Source organism: Faecalibacterium taiwanense (assembly GCF_036632915.2).
In the GTDB taxonomy this organism is placed as follows: domain Bacteria; phylum Bacillota; class Clostridia; order Oscillospirales; family Ruminococcaceae; genus Faecalibacterium; species Faecalibacterium taiwanense.
The window spans coordinates 888,436-906,064 of record NZ_CP155552.1; the positions used below are offsets into that span (position 1 = coordinate 888,436).

Here is a 17,629-nt window from a genome sequence, read left to right on the forward strand (position 1 = left end):
GGAACGACGACATGGATGAAGACAACATTATAACTTTGAATGATGAGAATGGGAACGAAGTTGAATTTGAATTTCTTGACTTAATACCGTATCGCCAGAACGAATATGTTGTCCTGCTTCCTATTGGAGATTCGGATGGGCAAGTTGTTATTTTGCAGCTGAAAGAAATTGACGATGAAACAGAAGAATATGTTGGTGTTGAAAACGAATTTGTGTTAGAGACTGTCTTTGCTCTGTTCAAAGAGCGAAACAAAGATTTCTTTACATTTGAGTAATTAAACAATGCAAGCTCAAACCAACAACACGATAAAAGGGGGTGCATTATGGATATTTGGCATCGTGTAGGCAGAATTGTTCGCTTCTCAAACTTAGGAACTCTTCTGTTCTTTACTCTTAATATTCTGCTGATTGTTGCTGTGTTCGGTTCGTCAGGAAGCATTGTTGAACTGATTTGTATTTACTTTTTCACAGTAGCTATCAGCTTATCCCCATTAGGCGAAATGTGCCTGGCTGCCTTCGCAGGAGCAAGCGATATAAAAAGAGTAGATATAAAACTTCGAGTTGTCCCGCTGGTTCAATATGTTTTAGATAAAGCAAAAGAGAACACATCATACTGTCCTAAAAAAGTGAAAGTGAAGATTATCCATGATCCTGCTCCAAATGCATTTGCTCTAGGTAGGCAAACACTATGCATAACTGACGGATTGCTTTTACTCTCCGATGATATGATACTTGGAATTCTCGCCCATGAGATCGGACATCTCTCATACGGACATACTGTTATCCAATTATTGATTGGCGGGGGCAATATATTTATATCCGGGTGCCTCCTGTTAATCAAAATATCCTACTGGATTTTTTCTGCAATCATGGGGCTGTTCGCAATATGCTCTCGTAGTGGTGTAATGGGTATAATTACCGCAGTTTTCGCAGGAATATCAACAGCACTTTCTTGGTTATGGGTAAAGTTCTGTATGCTTTTTCTGATGTGGTCTATGAGACAAAATGAGTATCTGGCTGATGAATTTGCTTATAAAATTGGTTTTGGTCTTGAATTAGCGACGGTATTAGACCAACATATCTCAGATGTTCCGCATGATGGTTTTCTCAGTGCAATATACTCAACTCATCCATGCAACGATGATAGGGTTGCAGCATTGCAAAATTTAGGTGTACCCTATTCTCGATACTAAATTCATAATCTCACAAATTGGCAAGCAGTGTAAACCTGTACAGGTTCACTCATTTTCTCGATTTTCCCTTCGGTGCAATCTTCGCAAATTTGCTTGTTGGGGAAGCATCCCCAATCCCCTTTGAACATCATCTGCCGATGATGGCTACACGATTTTCAATCGTTTCTCAAAGAACAGTAGAATAAAAATTTGCCCATGGTTGAAAGCACCGAAATCGAAAAGCAAAAAAGCAGCCACGATCCGCACCCTTTGGGGAGTGCAGACCGTGGCTTTTTGCTTTAACGGAAGTTCTTCTTTTCCTCTTTCTCTTTCTCTTTTTCCTGCTCTTTCTGCCTGTCGATATTCAAAATCGTTTCAACCGTCCGTTTGGCAATCAGCAGTTCTTCTTTCTCTTTTCTGATCTGACGGTACTCAGCGTAGTCCTGCTTTTTCTGGACTGCCAGCTGATGAAACTCCTCATACAATGATTGCATGGACGGGAGCTTTGTAATCTGCAATTCATCAAAGGCTTGCTTCGCCGCTTTATGAATTGTGATTTCCTGACGGTGTTCTTCAAAGAATTTTTTGCTATATCCAGACTTGCGGTACTCGATATAAATTTGCCTTGTGTTGCGATAATTTTTGATGTGCTGCTGCAACGCCTGAACCTCAACCATACGTTTCTCTGCGACCTTGATAGAATCAGAAAGCGCATCGAACCGGGCAGACAGATTTTCAATATGAGCAGTCAGATCGTCGTAGTTGCCCAAGCCTTTTTCTTTCAGTAGGATTACCGTTCGGGCAGCTTCTTTTCGGTTGAACTTCTTCGCCCACTTTTCATAACCGACCGTCTTGCCCTCGGCCATCTTTGCCTGAATATCAATCAGCATCTGGAACTGCTTCGGGGCAGGAGCCTTGGCAGAGCCGCCTTTTGATTTGTGCAGGTTCTTGCCGGAGATAACCGCTTGAATTTCCTCTTTGCTATATCCTTCGCCCAGGGAACGCAGCCGAATGAAACGCTTCTGATTCTCGCCCTTGAACGCAGGCTGCTTTCCATCCTTGAACTCAAATCCCATGTCAGCCAGAGCCTGAACAAAGCCATCAAAGCTCTTTGGTTTCTGCTTCAGCACCGCATCAATCGCATCACATAATTCGTCACGCTGGGTACGCTTCTTGGGATAAACAGTTCTTTTCTGGCGCTCCCGATACGGCTTCGGTGTAATAATGGACAGCCCGTGTTCCAGGCAAACCATATCACTGAGTCTTTGCACCGCCAGACCGGAAAGAAAGAAGTTTTTGAATTTCCGTGTGGCATCCAGCGAGGTCGAATTATAAATGATATGATTGTGAATGTGGGATTTGTCGATGTGGGTCGCAACGATGAAAGCGTGTTTTCCCTTTGTCCATCGCATCGCTGTTTCATAGCCGACTTGGTTCGCTTCTTCCGGGGTGATTTCTCCCGGCTTAAAGGACTGGCGTATCTGGTATGCGATGATATTGTTCTTCTGCTGTCTGCCGGTAATATGCTGATACTGCCGTTTGGAAAGCAGAAATTCCTCATCTGCTGTCTTTGGATCACACTCATAGGAACTGATAAATTCGCCATCATTGGTTTTTGCGGCATTTTGTGAGTAGTCGGTTCTGTCTGCCAAACATTGAGCGACCGTCTTTCCCTTATTCACATGGAGTGCAATCAATCTTGTCGCTGCCATTCCCATCACTTCCTTCCCAAAAAGAAAAAGCCACCGGTCGGTGACTTTTCTCTGATATTATCTTATGACCTGATAAATGCTCCCAGACTTTCTCCAATATTCTCGACTTTCATAACAGCCCAGACGAGCAAGAACACCGCTGCTATTGTCGCAATTCCAAGAACCACAAGAATAAGCAGGGACTGCCACAAAGCCTTTACAATGCAGTAAATCGCAGATCCGCCAATGACCAAGAGCAATAAACCAATTACATAGGACACAACATTTGTAAGCAGATTTCCAAGAATGCAAATCACTTTTACAACGAACAGCACCGGCAGTGCCAATATCTTCAATACCAGCTTCATAGGCTCAACCCCTTTCTTTTAATTATATTGTACAAGGGTATCTGCCATAACGCAATGATGTCAACCCTTATGTAAAAGCCGCAGCCGAAACTGCGACTTCCCAACAAGTTGTCGGATTACTGGATTGAGGACAGGCGAACAAGAACTTCTCTCATGTCCGTCCAGATCTCCTCCAGCCGTTTTTGCAAATCCTCAATGTCAGCACGATAGATGCTGCCTGTTTCGTTCGCTCGCTTTGCGTACTGGTTCAGGTTGTTGGAGCAGATTCGCAGGAGCGAAACCAGGGCTTTCACATCCTGCAAATCCAGTCTGATACAGTAACCATCCAGAGCCATTTTCCGCAGATAGGCTCCCATGCTGCGGATGCCAAGCTCGTCCATCTTCTCATGGATTCGCTCGACCTCCTCCTTGGATGCAAGGAAATGAACATCCTGATCTCGCTTTGCCATTACAACACCTCCTCACGGGTTTCAGAGTATTTTGCAGGCGGGATATGCTCCGCTTTGGATTTCAGATCAGCCAACACAGAAGGACGCTCTGACTCGCTTCTTTCGTCACGATTTTCCACAGAGTCCTCCATATTCAGGGCTGCATCCAGTTCTGCCAGTCGCTGACTTTTGGCTGTCAGCTCTGCTTCCTGCGGGAACGGTTTTCCAACCTCCGCCTTGGCTGCTTCCTGCTGATTGTAGAGATTATTCAACTGCTCATTGGCTCGTTCTAAGCGCTCAAGGATGCCTGCAAGGGCATTGTCCAGTCGGGTGATATTTCCTCGTGCGTCCGTTCCAAGGGCTACTCTGTGGCTCACAGCGCCCTTCAGGGTCACATCGAACTCGTTCCGGAAACTGTCAAACGAAAGCTCCATCTGAAAGCCACGGTAACTGCCAAGAGGAACCGGATCGGCACTTTTCGTGTCCTTACAAGCCGCAAGGAGGATTTCACCGGCATCTGCCTTTTCGGTGTAGGCTTTGCCCATGATTTCCATGCCGCAAAAGCCATCGGCAATCTGCGGGTGTGCTTCCACGGTTTTAATATCAGCTTCAAAGCCATGAATATAGCCTGTCTGCTTTTCAATCTCAGCCGGGAAGTATTTCAGAAGCTTATCTTCCATACGGTACTGCTGGCTCTGGTGGTCAGCTTTCAGCACCTTCAGCCTTGCCACATCAATGTCCAAGTCCATCTTTTCCTTGATAAGCGGATTGCCGGCACACAGCGCCTTGATCTCCGCATAGGACAGCGCCTGCTCATCCACATCGTCACAGGAGCGAACCGGTGATTTGGAGGTCATAATCTGAGAAATAAACTTCTGCTTGTTTTCCAAGGTCTGATACAGGTAGGCATCGAAGGTTCCCTCGGTCACATACTGATACACCTGAACCTCTTTGTTCCGGTTGCCCTGACGGATGATACGACCGTTTCTCTGGGTCATATCAGACGGACGCCAACCCACATCCAAGTGGTGAACTGCCACCAATTTGTCCTGGACGTTGGTTCCTGCACCCATCTTTTGCGTACTGCCAAGAAGCACTCGCACCTGCCCGGTACGAACCTTGGCAAAGAGGTCTTTTTTCTTTGCCTCGGTATCTGCATCATGGATAAAGGCAACTTCTTCCGCAGGCACACCGTTTGCAATCAGCTTGGTTTTGACATCATCATAGACATTGAAGGTTCCATCATTTTTCGGTGTGCTAAGGTCGCAGAACACCAACTGGGTCAATTTGTCAGCCTGACCGTCCTGCCAGATACGCAGGATATTTCCCACGCAGGCATTGAGCTTGCTGTCAGGGTCATCGGGTAACAGGGTGTTCATTAGCCGCTGATCCAGTCCCAATTTTCGTCCGTCGCTGGTAATCTTGAGCATATTATCGACGGACGGGTCTACAATACCGGCATGAACATCTGCTGCTCTCTCTGAAAGGGAAGCCACCATATCCTTCTGGTACTCAGAGGGCTGAACCACAACCGTTTCAAACTTTGCTTCGGGAACAGGGAGATGCAACTGGTCAGAGGTCTTGATGTCGGCAACCTCCTTGAACATATTCATCAGTTCAGGCAGGTTGAAGAACTTCGCAAATCGGGTTCTGGCACGATAGCCGGTTCCCTCGGGAACGAATTTGTCAAGATGATTTCTTTAATTTTTCTAAACTTAACAAACCGGCTGAAAAGAAATCTTCTTGAACCTCGTGTCTGCATATATCCTTAAATACCTTTTCTATCGGCTTTTTAGCGGTTTCCGACTGCTTCACGCACACAATAAAAGTGGTCTTTCCAATTTGCACCGAATAACTTGAATTTTTGTTTTCCATATCGTTTCACTTCCTTTCAAAAAATATGGGACACTCGTTTGCCAAGTGTCCCGATTACTGCCCGAAAATACATTTCCAACAGTCCAAGAAGTCATTAAGTCGGGAGTGTAGTCGAAGTGATTATCTTTCCATATCACGCTTATTTCTTCGTGCCTTGATACGCTCTTGTCTTTCTTTTTCCCTTGCTTCTTTTTCGGCTCGTTCCTGTGCTTCCTTAAAAGAAAAAAGTTGCTTCACTTTTTCGGTAAAAAGTTTAGAAACTTCTGGGAAATGCTCCAACGCTTGAAGAAAAGGTCTGCACTTTTCTTTCAGTTCGTTGTATTTAGTTTTCATTCTTTCGAGTGCGTTTGCACAGTCAAAATATTTCTGTCGGTAATAGTTGGCACTCTGTTCTAATTCGCTGATTTCCGCACGACTTGTAATGCCCTCTTTGGCAAGGGCAGTCAGTTGGGAATAATCCTCTTTTGAGATTGCCATTTTACCTGTGATTGTTTTCTGCCCCATACGGTCAATCTCGTTATAGGTTTTGGAAACATTACGGGCAGGCTCATATTTTATCTGTTCACGCTGAATACGCTTCTGCAACTTCTCCAAGCGTTCCTTGTCCTGCTTGATTTGATATTGCAGGGAAGTCAGGTGTTCTGCTGTACTTCCGTATTCGCCACGCTGAAAGCCTTTGAAGCCTTGCTCCGTCATATGGTTAAACAATTCATCTTGCAGAATACTGTATGAAGCTCGGAACATCGGTTTTCCGTTCTTTCGCAATAGCGGATTACCTTTTTCATCGGTCAGTGGAATATCCGATTTCCACTTCTTTGAATGGCTTATCTGATTGACTACCTCCTTAACTGTTCCTCGTAGTTTTTCATCTTTGCAACGCTTACTCCACAAGATTTCTTTTTCGACCACAGGCAAAACCATAGCGTGCAGATGATAATGGTAAACCTCTTTTCCGAGTTCCTCAGTAGCAGCCACATTGATTTCGTCAGCGTGCATTACAGCCGATATAATATTGTCAGCACCGAATTTTTCCTCGATGAAATGATAGGTTTCTTCATAAAACTGCTTTGCATACTCATACCCACCGTTACGCTCAAAATACATTGTATTCACATCAATCACAATCTCGTTAAAGAGCGTTGCGTCTTTTCTTAACCCACGAAGCGACACCATACCGTCAGCTTCCATCTGCTTTAATTGCTCCATATAGGTCGGAGCAAAAGGCTTTTGAAATGCACATTATAAGGTATGCGTTCCTCAATCACATTCATATTTTCATAGGTTTCATTCTTGCGTTCGTTGTGCCTTTCTGCCTTGCTCACATCAGAAGCGGTGTACTTTTTTACCCTTGCGCAACTCATATCCGCCTTGTTGTTTTTCGCCATTTTTGCTCTCCTTTCTCGGCAGGGCGAAGCCATTACACAACATTCTTTGAATGTGTGTAACCCACTATGACACTTTCAGACTTCGTCTGCAAAGATGTCGTGGGCAAGGGTGTTCCCCTTGACCTCCTTTGATACCTCAATCATAAAAACAGACTGTCCCATCAGCAGACAGCCTGCATTTATTCTCTCGGTATATCGCCCATCGGCAAAGACCAGTACCACAGAAAACCTTTCTTTCGGGAGATAACTCCTGCGTTCTTCTTTGCCTTTTTAATGGTCGATTTCCTGAACCCTGCGGCTTCAAGTTTTTCTTCACAATCCGAAGAAAGCATTTCTCCGTCTTTCAGCATTTCAATCAGAAATGCTTTCGCCTTGACTTCCTTATCGTTGGGTCTGCCGATTTTCGGGGCGAGGGATTGGAACGCTTCTTCTGCTGTCATATCCATTTCGGAAATAAAGTCCACACCTTTCTCAGATACTTCAAACAGAATGGCAGAGCCTGTCGGGGCAAGGTTGGATTTTACCTGCACCAAATATCTTTCCGCAGGTGCTTCTTTGTTCGGTGTGCGTGTGATTGCAAGAATACTTCTCGCAGCACCCGCAATGTCAATCGAACCGTTGGTGCGGTAGAGGGATTGGTATCCCTCATCTTGTTCATATGAGCGATAATCACAATGGCACAGCCAGTATCTTTTGCAACCGCTATCAGATGATTAAACTCAGCTCGTGTTTCATTGGCATTGTTCATTGAGCAATTCTCTCCGATATAGGAACTCATCGGGTCAAGAATTAAAAGTCTTGCGTGGTACTTTTCGATTGCTTCTGCAATGCGGTTATCTCCAAAGGATAAAGACTTTTCATCTTCCTTGATAAAGATAAGGTTCTCTCCGTTGCCACCGGCAGAATTAAATCGAGGTACTACCGTATCATCTGCGTCATCTTCCGTTGTCTGATAGATGATAGTCATAGGTTCGTTTTCTTCCGTTTCGGTAAAGGGCAGAGGTTCGCCCTTAGAGAGCAGGGCGGCAATGGAAAGCATTAGCTTGCTTTTTCCATCGCCGGGATCGCCCTGCAACAGCGTAACCTTGCCAAACGGAATATACGGATACCATAGCCATTTCACTTCTTTTGGTTCAATTTCACTTGCCTTGACAACTTCAAGAGGTACGCTGACAGTCATTTCATTTTCAATCATTTTTCTTTGTTCTCCTTTTCGTCTGAAAATATAAAAACCACAGATTGATACCTAAACCTTGTTTGTGTTGCTTTTCGGGGCGAAAATCAAGGAAAAATCCTCGTTTTAAGCCTTTCAAAAAGGGACACAAGGTGTTTGTACTAACCTGTGGTTATGTATAAAATTGTAGATTTTAGGGTAACAAAAAACACCGTATTTCTACGATGTTTTTCGCTTCAACACTTGTCTTTTAGTTACAGACAAACTGGAAGTTATAGTGCAATCTTTTTCCATTTTCTAATCTTGGTTCTAAAGGTTCCGAACGGAGCAACTGTATTAACATGTATGAATTTGTATACTTCCCAGACAGCTGTTTTAGTTGCTTCGTCAGCCCATTTTCTCATATGTGGTTTAAATAATTCTTCATCACTCAGAGAATCAATCATTGCATAAATAGAGTTGATATTCTCATTCAATCTGTCTTTCAATTCTTGCAGTGACAGCTGAGCATATGTATCTGTGAACCATTGATATAATTCGCCAAGCTGATTCCACTTAAAATTATCCGAAGGAGTTTTGACAGGAATACCCTTTCTTTCGTCTGATTCCCATTTAATAACAAGAGTTGTCCAGCCAACCTGATAAGCAAGATTTTCTGCCGGAGTTCGATCGACCTCATCAATTCTCTTATCTTTTAAATGCTCCGGAATATCATTAAATTCTGAAATATACTTTGCAAAGCTTTTATTTATCTCGTTTTTAAGCTCGTCTTTATTCTCATATGTTCTCAATAGTCTATCTCCTCAGCTTCCGATTTTCCAGTTTCAAAAAAAGGATTTTTCAAATTAGTCTTCGCAAATAACCTTTGAACCTTCACCATCAATTACAATTCCCTGATGGTTGTTAATAGGGCATAGATTCAAATCCGAAAACTCAGTCATTATTTTCTCGGTAACTTTCTTAAATGGTGCTGTAAGATAATGCGGAAGAACATAGAAATCAATCAAATCAAGCCCTGCATCATCTTCTTGTGAGTAGTCCTCCGGCTTTTCATCCATTTGCTCGATATATTGGATGCTTGGAGCGCATATAATTGCGCCTGCCGACTCGCCGATCATCAATTTTCCATTTACCAATTCCTTTTTCAGCAACCCATCAGTTCTTGTTTTACGGAGTTGGTCCATAAGAAAGAAAGAATTTCCGCCGGTAAAATATATCACATCTGCATCTTCAAAAACAGACTGTATCGTTGAATAAGCCTCCGTTGAAATATCAATTTCAGTTACGATTGCTCCCAACTTTTTGAATAATTTTCGAGCCGAGCCGACATAACCGGTGTAGCCTTCACGCAACGAAGCTGTTGGAATAAATGCGACTTTCTTATTTTCAATTTCTTCTTTTATCAGACTTCCTACACTTGAAAAGTGCGAACATAAAAATAGTTTCATCAATATTCTCCTTTATAAATACCGATTTGCTGTCTTAATTAAAATGCATTATACCATATTTTTGTGATTTTTTCAACTTGCCCACTTCGACTACACTCTCGACTTAATAACTTCTTGATCACTTGCCGAAAAAGAAAAACTGCCATCACTCGACAGCAGTTCTTCTTCGGTTGGTACTCCATCAGGAATACACAATATCATTCAGTACAATCTCATCTGCACAAGCTCGAATATTATTCATAAGTCCGACCCATCTCATCATATCCACAGCCTTTAATTGCTCGGTAACTCCTTGCTTTCTTGCCATTTCCTTTATAAGATATTCAGCCATATCACAAGCCGAAGTGTCAATCTCGGCAAGGTGTTCATATAACTTTCCACTTGTCAGCAGAGTGTAATATAAAACTCGCTTGTGTTCTTTCAAATATCGCTCTCGCATTCTTCCGTACTTTGAAAGCAAAGGCTTTTCTTCTGCGGTTAAGCAGGGGTAGTAATAGTCCCCGATAAGCTCATATCGGATACCCGTTCTTTCGTCTGTGATAAATCTTTGCATTGCGACTTCTCCTTTTCTCTTTTATGGTGGTAAAACTCCAAGGTCTTCTTATTGTGATTTACCCTTTGACATTCTTCGGAGCAGAATTTCTGTTGGCTGTGTGTAGGCCAATAGGAATTTCCACACACAGCACATTCACGCTGTCGGTAATAGTGATTTCCCCGTTCTGCTTCTCGGTCGGCTTTCTTTTTGTCTTGCCTTGCTTGATAGCAACACTCTTTTGAACAGAACACCTGTCGATTGCTTGTTGGGATAAACTCTTTATTACAATGAGGACAAACCTTTGTCTTGACGACCTCGCCACCGTTTTCAGCGATTTTCTTCGCTTTTCGTTTCTCTCGGTAGGCTTTTTCACGATGACGCTGTTTTTCCAATCGTTTCTTTTCCTCTTGTTCTTCCTGCTCTTTTATCTCGGCAAGTTCTTCTTCGGTGTAGGCAATATCCACTTGACCGACATAGTTAAAATAAATATCGACCTTTTGTGTTCGTGCTTTTCCCACACCCTCTGCTTCATAAACCACTATCTTATCAACAAGTTCATTAAACATTGTATCGGAGATTTCCGTAGGATTTTTACACTTGCGTATCAGCGAAATGAAATGCTTAATATCAACGGAATTTACTTTTTCTTCGGCAAGTTCTGTTTTCATCGTTTCCATTTTCGTTTCCAGCTCTGCCTGCTCGTCATCATATTGTTTCATAAGTTGCTTATACTGTCTTTCGGGAAGTAAACCCGATATGAGATTTTCATACAAGCCACGAACAAGTGCGGAAAGTTCGTCATAGCGTTTCTGACAGCGTTGCAGTTCCGATTGATTGTGTTTCGGCTTTTCCTCTTGCTTGTCTTTCCAAAGGGATTGCAGTTCCAAAGCAAAGGCTTGTTCATCATTAAGAACAAACCTTGAAAAGCGTTTGACAGATGATAATATCAAGGCTTCAACATTGTCAGCACTAATCGAATGAGCAGTACAACCGTTCACTCTGCTTGCATACCCACCGCAACGGTAAGAATACTGCACAGAACCGTCTTTTTTACTGTAATGTGTCTGCAAAGTCATTCTTCTTCCGCAATCGGCACAGTACAAATATCCGCTCAAACGGTTGCTGTGCGTTCCCAAGCCGAAGCACGATTTACTCTGCTTCTGCGTTTCTGAACGCTGTCCCAAAGTTCCTGCGATATGATAGGTTCGTGTGTATTCGGAAATACATACTGTTCTTCTTCGTCTGTGCTTTTTCTCTTGTGAAGTTTGAAATTTGTGCTTACAGACTTACGCAAAACGGTGTGTCCGAGATATTCCTGCCTGTCTAAAATATTTCTTATCGTTGACATTGCCCAAAGATAAGGGTTTGTGAACTTGTTGCCGTTGTACTGTTCGGGGTGGTATTCCTTTGCGTATGCCGCAGGGGTTAAAGCTTTTTCTTCGGTCAGTATTTCTGCGATTGCCCTTGTACTTTTGCCATCATTGGCAAGAAGAAAGATACGCTTTACCACTTCCGAAGCCACAGGGTCAACAACAAGCGTTTGTTTATCGTTCGGCAGTCGGTTATACCCATAAGGGATAGAACCGCTACAACGCTTTCCGTCTTTCATACGGGCATCGAATATAGCCTTGATTTTATTGCTTGTGTCTTTGGCATACCATTCATTCATAATATTCAAAAACGGAGCAAAATCATTATCCGAAGCGTTGTTACTGTCAATACTGTTGTTGATTGCAAGAAAACGGACATTTTTCTGTGGAAACAGAACTTCCGTATAAAACCCTACTTGCAGATAATTTCGCCCTAATCGGCTCATATCCTTTACAATCAAGGTTTCTACATTTCCTGCTTCAACTTCTTTTATCAGAGATTGAAAGCCGGGGCGATTGAAATTTACACCCGAAAATCCGTCATCGGTAAAATGACGAATGTTTTCAAAACCATTCCTACGGGCGTAATCTTCCAAGTATTTCTTTTGGTTGGTTATCGAATTTGACTCGCCTGTAAGGTCATCATCTCTCGACAAACGCTCGTAAAGTGCCGTAATTCTTGAAGTCCTTGACATTCTTTTTACCTCCTTCCTTATGTATTTTTTCAATTTAGGACAGTTAAATTCATCGTCCTATAAAAGTATAGCCCTCCGGTGCAAGCTCAATCGCAGTTGTTGTTTCTCCGAAGGTCGATGCCCAGGAATCAAAATGGGTCAGGTTCTTTTGCTGGAGCGTACTGTACTGGAGATAGCGCATGACCGTATAAAGCTCGGTCATCGAGTTACTTACTGGAGTACCGGTTGCAAAGATCACACCACGCCCGCCGGTCAGCTCATCCATATAGCGGCACTTCATAAACATATCCGAAGATTTCTGGGCTTCGGAGGTGGACAGACCTGCCACATTTCGCATTTTTGTGTAGAGGAACAAATTCTTGAACGCATGGCTTTCGTCCACAAACAGCCGGTCTACACCCAACTGCTCAAAGGTAATGACATCATCTTTCTTGTCAGCGGCAAGGAGCTTGTCCAGTCTGGCTTCCAATGATTTTCGTGTTTTCTCCATCTGCTTGATCGTGAAGTTTTCGCCACGCTGCCATTTCAGCTCCGCAATCGCACCCTCGATCTCATCAATCTGCTCCCGCAGCTGCCGTTCCTGTCGTTCGGCAGAAAGCGGGATTTTTTCAAACTGGCTGTGACCGATGATGACTGCATCATAGTCACCCGTTGCGATACGAGCGCAGAACTTCTTACGGTTTGCTGTTTCAAAATCCTTCTTGGTGGCAACAAGGAGCTTGGCACTCGGATAGAGGTGCAGGAACTCGTTTGCCCACTGTAAGGTCAAGTGATTCGGCACAACGAACAGGGATTTCTGGCTCAATCCAAGCCGTTTACTCTCCATAGCCGATGCAGCCATCTCGAAGGTCTTGCCCGCACCAACTTCGTGTGCAAGCAGCGTATTTCCACCATATAGCACATGAGCGATAGCATTTCTCTGGTGTTCACGGAGGGTAATATCCGGGTTCATGCCGCCGAAACGGATATGAGAGCCATCATACTCACGAGGTCTGGTGGAGTTAAAAAGTTCGTTGTACTTGGTGGAAAGGGTTTCTCGTCTGTGCGGATCTCTCCAAATCCAATCTCGGAACGCATCCTTGATTGCCTGCTGTTTCTGCTGTGCCAGGGTAGTTTCTTTTTTATTGAGGACACGCTTCTGCTTACCATCTGCATCTTCAATCGTATCATAGATACGAATATCCTTCAGATTCAGCGTTTCCTCCAGAATCCGATATGCGTTGGCTCGCTCTGTACCGTAGGTGACATACGCCGCCACATCGTTGTAGTTGGGAGAACTCTTACCGTTGATGCGCCACTCTGCGGTCAGCTCGGAGAACTTGACCTCAATGGAACGGCGCAAGTAATACGGCGTTTCAAAGGTTTCCTCCATGAACTGCTGAATATAATCGGCATCAATCCATGTTGCACCCAAACGCACATCAATCTCGGACGCATCCAAGTCCTTCGGCTGTGCTTTCTGCAAGGCTTCCACATTGATGTGGAAGGAAGAATCCCTGTCTGCCGCCATCTGTGCGACACGCAGCTTGCTTCTTACATCACCGGAAAGGTAATCATCGGCAGTCTGCCATCCAACTTCCACAGCATCGGGAGCCATCGGGTCTTTGAAGATCACCCCTCGAAGCTCTGCCTGAATCGCATCGTATTCTCCAGGTGTTCCAAGCAGCTGTGCCATAAACGGCAAATCCACCTTGCCACGCTCACCGATAGAGATTGCCAGAGCTTCGGACGGCGTATCCACGCTCGTCACTCTGCGTTCCGGCTTGATGGTTCGCTTGGTGAACATATCCGCCTTGCTTTTCAGATTGCCGTCCTCATCCACATTTTCCAGAGAACACAGGAGATAGTAGGAGGAATCGTCAGCAAATGCCTGACCATTGGCTCGATTATTGATAAGCCCGTTCTTTGCGGCAAACGCATCGTAGGCATCATTCAGTTCTGCCTGTTTCTGAGTAATCATTTCATCCGGGTAATCCTCAAGCTGATATTCGATCAGCTCGTTGACGATACCACGAAGTTCCACCATGCCCATCACACGGTCTTTTGCTTTCTCATTCAGGTCTACACGGCGCATCAGGGAGTTTTCACGGAAGTACACATTGCCATCCACCACGGTATAAGAGAAATTCTTTACATCCGGGGTTGCAGGAATGGTTTCGATTTCCTTACCCTTGTCAGCTTCGGGAAGCTCCACAGCCTGATAGGTTCCTTGGATGTGGGAAACTGCTTCTTTCAGAAGTTCGGACAGTTCCATGCCCTCAATGGGACGCACTGTAATGTCCATGCCGTAGGCGGTACTTTCTTCCACCGTATCGCCCAGAACCATTTCAGGATGAGCGACAAAGTAGCTGTTCATGGTGTGTCCTTCTTCGGTGCGGTCAAGGTTTACCCATTCCGGTACAATGTCAATCGGATGGTCACGCTTTTGCAGGAACAGGATGTCGGACACGACTTCCGTGCCTGCGTTTTTCTTAAAGGCATCGTTTGGCAGACGGATTGCACCAAGCAGTTCCGCCCTCTGCGCCATATATCGCCTTGCGTCAGAGTTCTTGGAATCCATGGTGTAACGGCTTGTCACAAAAGCGACCACACCACCGGGACGAACCTGATCCAAAGCCTTGGCAAAGAAATAGTTGTGAATGGAGAATCCCAGCTTGTCATACGGCTTGTCGGACACTTTGTAGTTGCCGAAAGGGACATTACCCACAGCCAGATCGTAAAAGTCTCGGCGGTCTGTCGTTTCAAAACCGGCTACTTTGATTTCTGCGTTGGGATAGAGCTTCTGAGCAATTCTGCCGGTGATGGAATCCAGTTCCACACCATACAAACGGCTGCTCTGCATTTCAGGAGGGAGCATACCAAAGAAGTTGCCGATACCCATAGCAGGCTCCAGAATATTTCCTGTTTCAAAGCCCATCTGTCCGACCGCATCGTAGATGGAGCGAATGACCGTAGGGCTGGTGTAATGTGCGTTCAGGGTGGAAGCTCTTGCCGCAGCATATTCATCTTCGGAAAGCAGGTTTTTCAGTGTCTGATACTCCTTCGCCCAATTTCCCTTGTCCGGGTCAAAGGCATCTGCCAGACCGCCCCAACCGACATAATTCGACAAAATCTCCTGTTCTTCGGTAGTGGCGTTCCTGTTCTCGCTTTCCAGTTTGAACAGAGTTTCAATGGCTGCGATGTTTCTTGCGAATTTCTGCTTCGGTCCACCTTCACCGATGTTGTCATCCGTGATGTGGAAGTTCACCGCAGGAACAGGTGGGATTTCTCTGGTGGTGATGGACTGCTCAAGCTGAGCGATAATGTCCATGACTTCGGCATTCTGCCATCCGTCCACCTGGGCATAATCCTGAATGATGGTGTCCTTTCCATCTACGCACTGTACGAAGTCCAGACTACCCGGCAGATCTCTGGTATTCATTGCACCCAGGGCTTTTCTCTGCGTGTCAGGAAGTGCATAGTAGGCTCGCAGGGCATCATCAAAGGAACTGTATTCCTTGATGTCCAGCGCACCCCGCTTCTGAATGTCCTCGGCAACATAAAAATGATCGATGAAGTGTTCCGGTTCCTGCTGTTCGGGTTCCGCACTGGCTCTGACCTGTGCGTGTGCCTTTTCGTCAGGGTAGTCCCCATAGATACGGATGCACTTATGCTCCTGCTGATCGTAAACGGCAGCACCATCGTACTTGAATCCGTCATCCTCCATGGTTCCGTCCACATAGCCCTGGGCAGCTTTTTCCGCTTCTTCCAGAGTGTAGTAGTCCAGTTTATCATCGAAGCCGTTTTCAAAGTGATGGTAGGCGGCAACCAGATAGCGGGGAGCCATGCGCTCCTCGTAGCTGTTAATCATCTCAGGTGTCAGCCATTCTGGTTTGTCGGGAATCATTTCATACAGCTCACGCATCTTGGCAATCTGTGCATGGCGGTTGCCTGCCCACAGATGCTTTTCGCTGTGCTGTCCTGCACCAAGGAAGTATTCGCAGTCCATACGCAGACGGTCTAACAGCTGATACTCAGGGGTGTAGTCCCTCGGTTCGGTTTTGCCCAGAAAATCCTCTGTAACGGGCTTTTCTTCGGTTTGGGCATCAACCCTTACCGCATGGTTTCTTTCGTCCTGAGAGAGCATACGCTCGAAATTCTCACGATTCTCGGCACGGAAGATGGGATAAGCAAGCGTAGGGTCACGCAGCTGAACTTCTCTGTCCGTGATCTGCTCCACACGGAAAGCTGTATCGTCCAGATATACCGTGTCACCGACCTGATAATTCCATTTCGGTTCCTCGGAAGCAGATGCTTCCACAACTTCGGCAGGCTCTGCCACAGGCGCTTCTGGCTGAACCGACTCCATCGCAGCTACGGACTGACGAACTTCCTCCAAATAGTCATTGGCAAGCCATTCGTCCGTGAAGTATTCCGTAACGCCTTCCGGGTCTACATAGTAGTCATCGGTCTGATTATCCCAGATCGCATACTCGCCATCCTCGGTATCAATCACTGCGAAACGGTCATAAACATCTTCCAACGGATCAGTTTTAGCTTCTTCGATAGCCTGTCGTTCCGCTTCTTCCTCCGGGCTGAGGTAGCGTCCCTTTCGTATCAGACCGTCGATTCTCTGCACCACCTGCGCCCAGGACATCTGCAATTTATCGCAACCGCTCTTGGTGTAAGCAACACCCTTGGCATCGTGATCCTGACCGCTGTGCGTTGCACCAGAGCAGGCATGGGAATGACCACCGGTTCCGTATTCATGCTTCAGGAAGTCCATCTTTTCCTTGGCAGAATGATTCTCCTGCCAGTAGTTATAAATACGGGCTTTACCACCGGAAAAGCCGCTTCCACGGGTCAAGTCTGCATTGACTTCATCATCCGTAATGAACTGGCGGACAAGGGGCATCTGCATCATATCGGTCTGATACTCACGCAAAGGCATATTCAACTCATACAGCTGTTTCTGAATGAGATTCAGCTTGTGATAGTGAAAACGAAGCAGATCGGGATTTTCCGCAAGGGTTTTTCTAAATTCCGAATACTGCTGTACCAAGGTTGCGTGGAAACGAGGGTCATCCAACTTTTCAGCCAAGTCTGCGGTTTCGTCAGGGAAACCACGAAACGGTTCCTGATGAAGAATTGCCAGATAGTTGCTGGAACGGGCTTCTTCACTCAAATCGTGATAAAGATGCCACAGGGATTCTGCCAACTTCTGACGCTCATATCCGGATGCTTCTACCAGTTCCACATTAGTTGCGAACCGACCATTTTCAAGCAGTTCTCCAATGCGCTCGGCAACCGTTTCCCAAGAAACGATCTGCGCTCTGGGGCTGTCAATGGCAGAGGAACCTTTGGCAAGGTGGATACCGTCCTCGGCATACCACGCACAGATATTCCCGCTATCTTCTTTCAGACCATAGCCGCCGTGATAGACCTGCTTTAAGGTCTGAACGATTTCTTCCAACGGCTTCTGCTTCATATATTCCAGCGCTACGACTTT

12 protein-coding genes and 3 pseudogenes are annotated in these 17,629 nt (G+C 45.3%); 2 read left to right on the forward strand and 13 right to left on the reverse strand.

The features are described 5' to 3' along the window. Window positions 1-11 precede the first annotated feature (11 nt). On the forward strand, window positions 12-275 hold the full coding sequence (locus tag PXT33_RS04420) for a DUF1292 domain-containing protein (RefSeq protein WP_002304397.1): 264 nt from the start codon (window positions 12-14) through the stop codon (window positions 273-275). Window positions 276-323: 48 nt separating this feature from the next. Next, a complete protein-coding gene (locus tag PXT33_RS04425; RefSeq protein WP_002588966.1) occupies window positions 324-1,193 on the forward strand; it encodes a zinc metalloprotease HtpX in 870 nt (289 codons plus the stop codon). A gap of 278 nt (window positions 1,194-1,471) precedes the next feature. Here the strand turns inward: PXT33_RS04425 and PXT33_RS04430 are convergent, their stop codons facing one another. From PXT33_RS04430 to PXT33_RS14790, 13 genes and pseudogenes are all read right to left on the reverse strand, one after another. After that, window positions 1,472-2,884 (reverse strand): relaxase/mobilization nuclease domain-containing protein, encoded by a 1,413-nt coding sequence (locus PXT33_RS04430; RefSeq protein ID WP_002578945.1) that lies wholly within the window; start codon window positions 2,882-2,884, stop codon window positions 1,472-1,474. A 62-nt stretch (window positions 2,885-2,946) separates the two neighbouring features. Beyond that, a complete protein-coding gene (locus tag PXT33_RS04435; RefSeq protein WP_002578946.1) occupies window positions 2,947-3,231 on the reverse strand; it encodes a hypothetical protein in 285 nt (94 codons plus the stop codon). 116 nt (window positions 3,232-3,347) lie between these two features. Then, window positions 3,348-3,680 (reverse strand): plasmid mobilization protein, encoded by a 333-nt coding sequence (locus PXT33_RS04440; protein ID WP_002578947.1) that lies wholly within the window; start codon window positions 3,678-3,680, stop codon window positions 3,348-3,350. After that, window positions 3,680-5,344: pseudogene (locus PXT33_RS04445) on the reverse strand (helicase-related protein); the annotation flags it as partial. The pseudogene PXT33_RS04445 and the gene PXT33_RS04440, both read right to left, overlap by 1 nt. Before the next feature lies 1 nt (window position 5,345). Further along, complete coding sequence (locus PXT33_RS04450; RefSeq protein WP_002570986.1) at window positions 5,346-5,534, reverse strand: transposon-encoded TnpW family protein; 189 nt, start codon at window positions 5,532-5,534, stop codon at window positions 5,346-5,348. 120 nt (window positions 5,535-5,654) lie between these two features. Continuing rightward, window positions 5,655-6,919, reverse strand: a pseudogene (locus tag PXT33_RS04455) (plasmid recombination protein). 179 nt (window positions 6,920-7,098) lie between these two features. Continuing rightward, window positions 7,099-7,452, reverse strand: a complete 354-nt coding sequence (locus PXT33_RS04465; RefSeq protein ID WP_347070484.1) for a hypothetical protein — start codon at window positions 7,450-7,452, stop codon at window positions 7,099-7,101. Beyond that, window positions 7,440-8,114 (reverse strand): AAA family ATPase, encoded by a 675-nt coding sequence (locus PXT33_RS04470; protein WP_347070485.1) that lies wholly within the window; start codon window positions 8,112-8,114, stop codon window positions 7,440-7,442. The genes PXT33_RS04465 and PXT33_RS04470 overlap by 13 nt, the downstream gene beginning before the upstream one ends. Window positions 8,115-8,365: 251 nt before the next feature. Further along, window positions 8,366-8,884 (reverse strand): ClbS/DfsB family four-helix bundle protein, encoded by a 519-nt coding sequence (locus PXT33_RS04475; protein ID WP_033126079.1) that lies wholly within the window; start codon window positions 8,882-8,884, stop codon window positions 8,366-8,368. Between the two features lie 54 nt (window positions 8,885-8,938). Beyond that, window positions 8,939-9,541 (reverse strand): Type 1 glutamine amidotransferase-like domain-containing protein, encoded by a 603-nt coding sequence (locus PXT33_RS04480; protein ID WP_117488226.1) that lies wholly within the window; start codon window positions 9,539-9,541, stop codon window positions 8,939-8,941. 181 nt (window positions 9,542-9,722) lie between these two features. Next, window positions 9,723-10,001 (reverse strand): TnpV protein, encoded by a 279-nt coding sequence (locus PXT33_RS04485; RefSeq protein ID WP_330669632.1) that lies wholly within the window; start codon window positions 9,999-10,001, stop codon window positions 9,723-9,725. A gap of 17 nt (window positions 10,002-10,018) precedes the next feature. Further along, window positions 10,019-12,141, reverse strand: a pseudogene (locus tag PXT33_RS04490) (recombinase family protein). A 49-nt stretch (window positions 12,142-12,190) separates the two neighbouring features. Beyond that, a complete protein-coding gene (locus tag PXT33_RS14790; RefSeq protein WP_316960651.1) occupies window positions 12,191-17,608 on the reverse strand; it encodes an LPD11 domain-containing protein in 5,418 nt (1,805 codons plus the stop codon). Window positions 17,609-17,629 lie beyond the last annotated feature (21 nt).

Excerpts from the sequence above, each read along its gene's own strand:
- PXT33_RS04420 (WP_002304397.1), top strand. The coding sequence starts at position 12 with ATGGATGAAGACAACATTATAACTTTGAATGATGAGAATGGGAACGAA.
- PXT33_RS04425 (WP_002588966.1), top strand. The coding sequence starts at position 324 with ATGGATATTTGGCATCGTGTAGGCAGAATTGTTCGCTTCTCAAACTTA.
- PXT33_RS04430 (WP_002578945.1), bottom strand. The coding sequence starts at position 2,884 with ATGGCAGCGACAAGATTGATTGCACTCCATGTGAATAAGGGAAAGACG.
- PXT33_RS04435 (WP_002578946.1), bottom strand. The coding sequence starts at position 3,231 with ATGAAGCTGGTATTGAAGATATTGGCACTGCCGGTGCTGTTCGTTGTA.
- PXT33_RS04440 (WP_002578947.1), bottom strand. The coding sequence starts at position 3,680 with ATGGCAAAGCGAGATCAGGATGTTCATTTCCTTGCATCCAAGGAGGAG.
- PXT33_RS04450 (WP_002570986.1), bottom strand. The coding sequence starts at position 5,534 with ATGGAAAACAAAAATTCAAGTTATTCGGTGCAAATTGGAAAGACCACT.
- PXT33_RS04470 (WP_347070485.1), bottom strand. The coding sequence starts at position 8,114 with ATGATTGAAAATGAAATGACTGTCAGCGTACCTCTTGAAGTTGTCAAG.
- PXT33_RS04480 (WP_117488226.1), bottom strand. The coding sequence starts at position 9,541 with ATGAAACTATTTTTATGTTCGCACTTTTCAAGTGTAGGAAGTCTGATA.
- PXT33_RS14790 (WP_316960651.1), bottom strand. The coding sequence starts at position 17,608 with ATGAAGCAGAAGCCGTTGGAAGAAATCGTTCAGACCTTAAAGCAGGTC.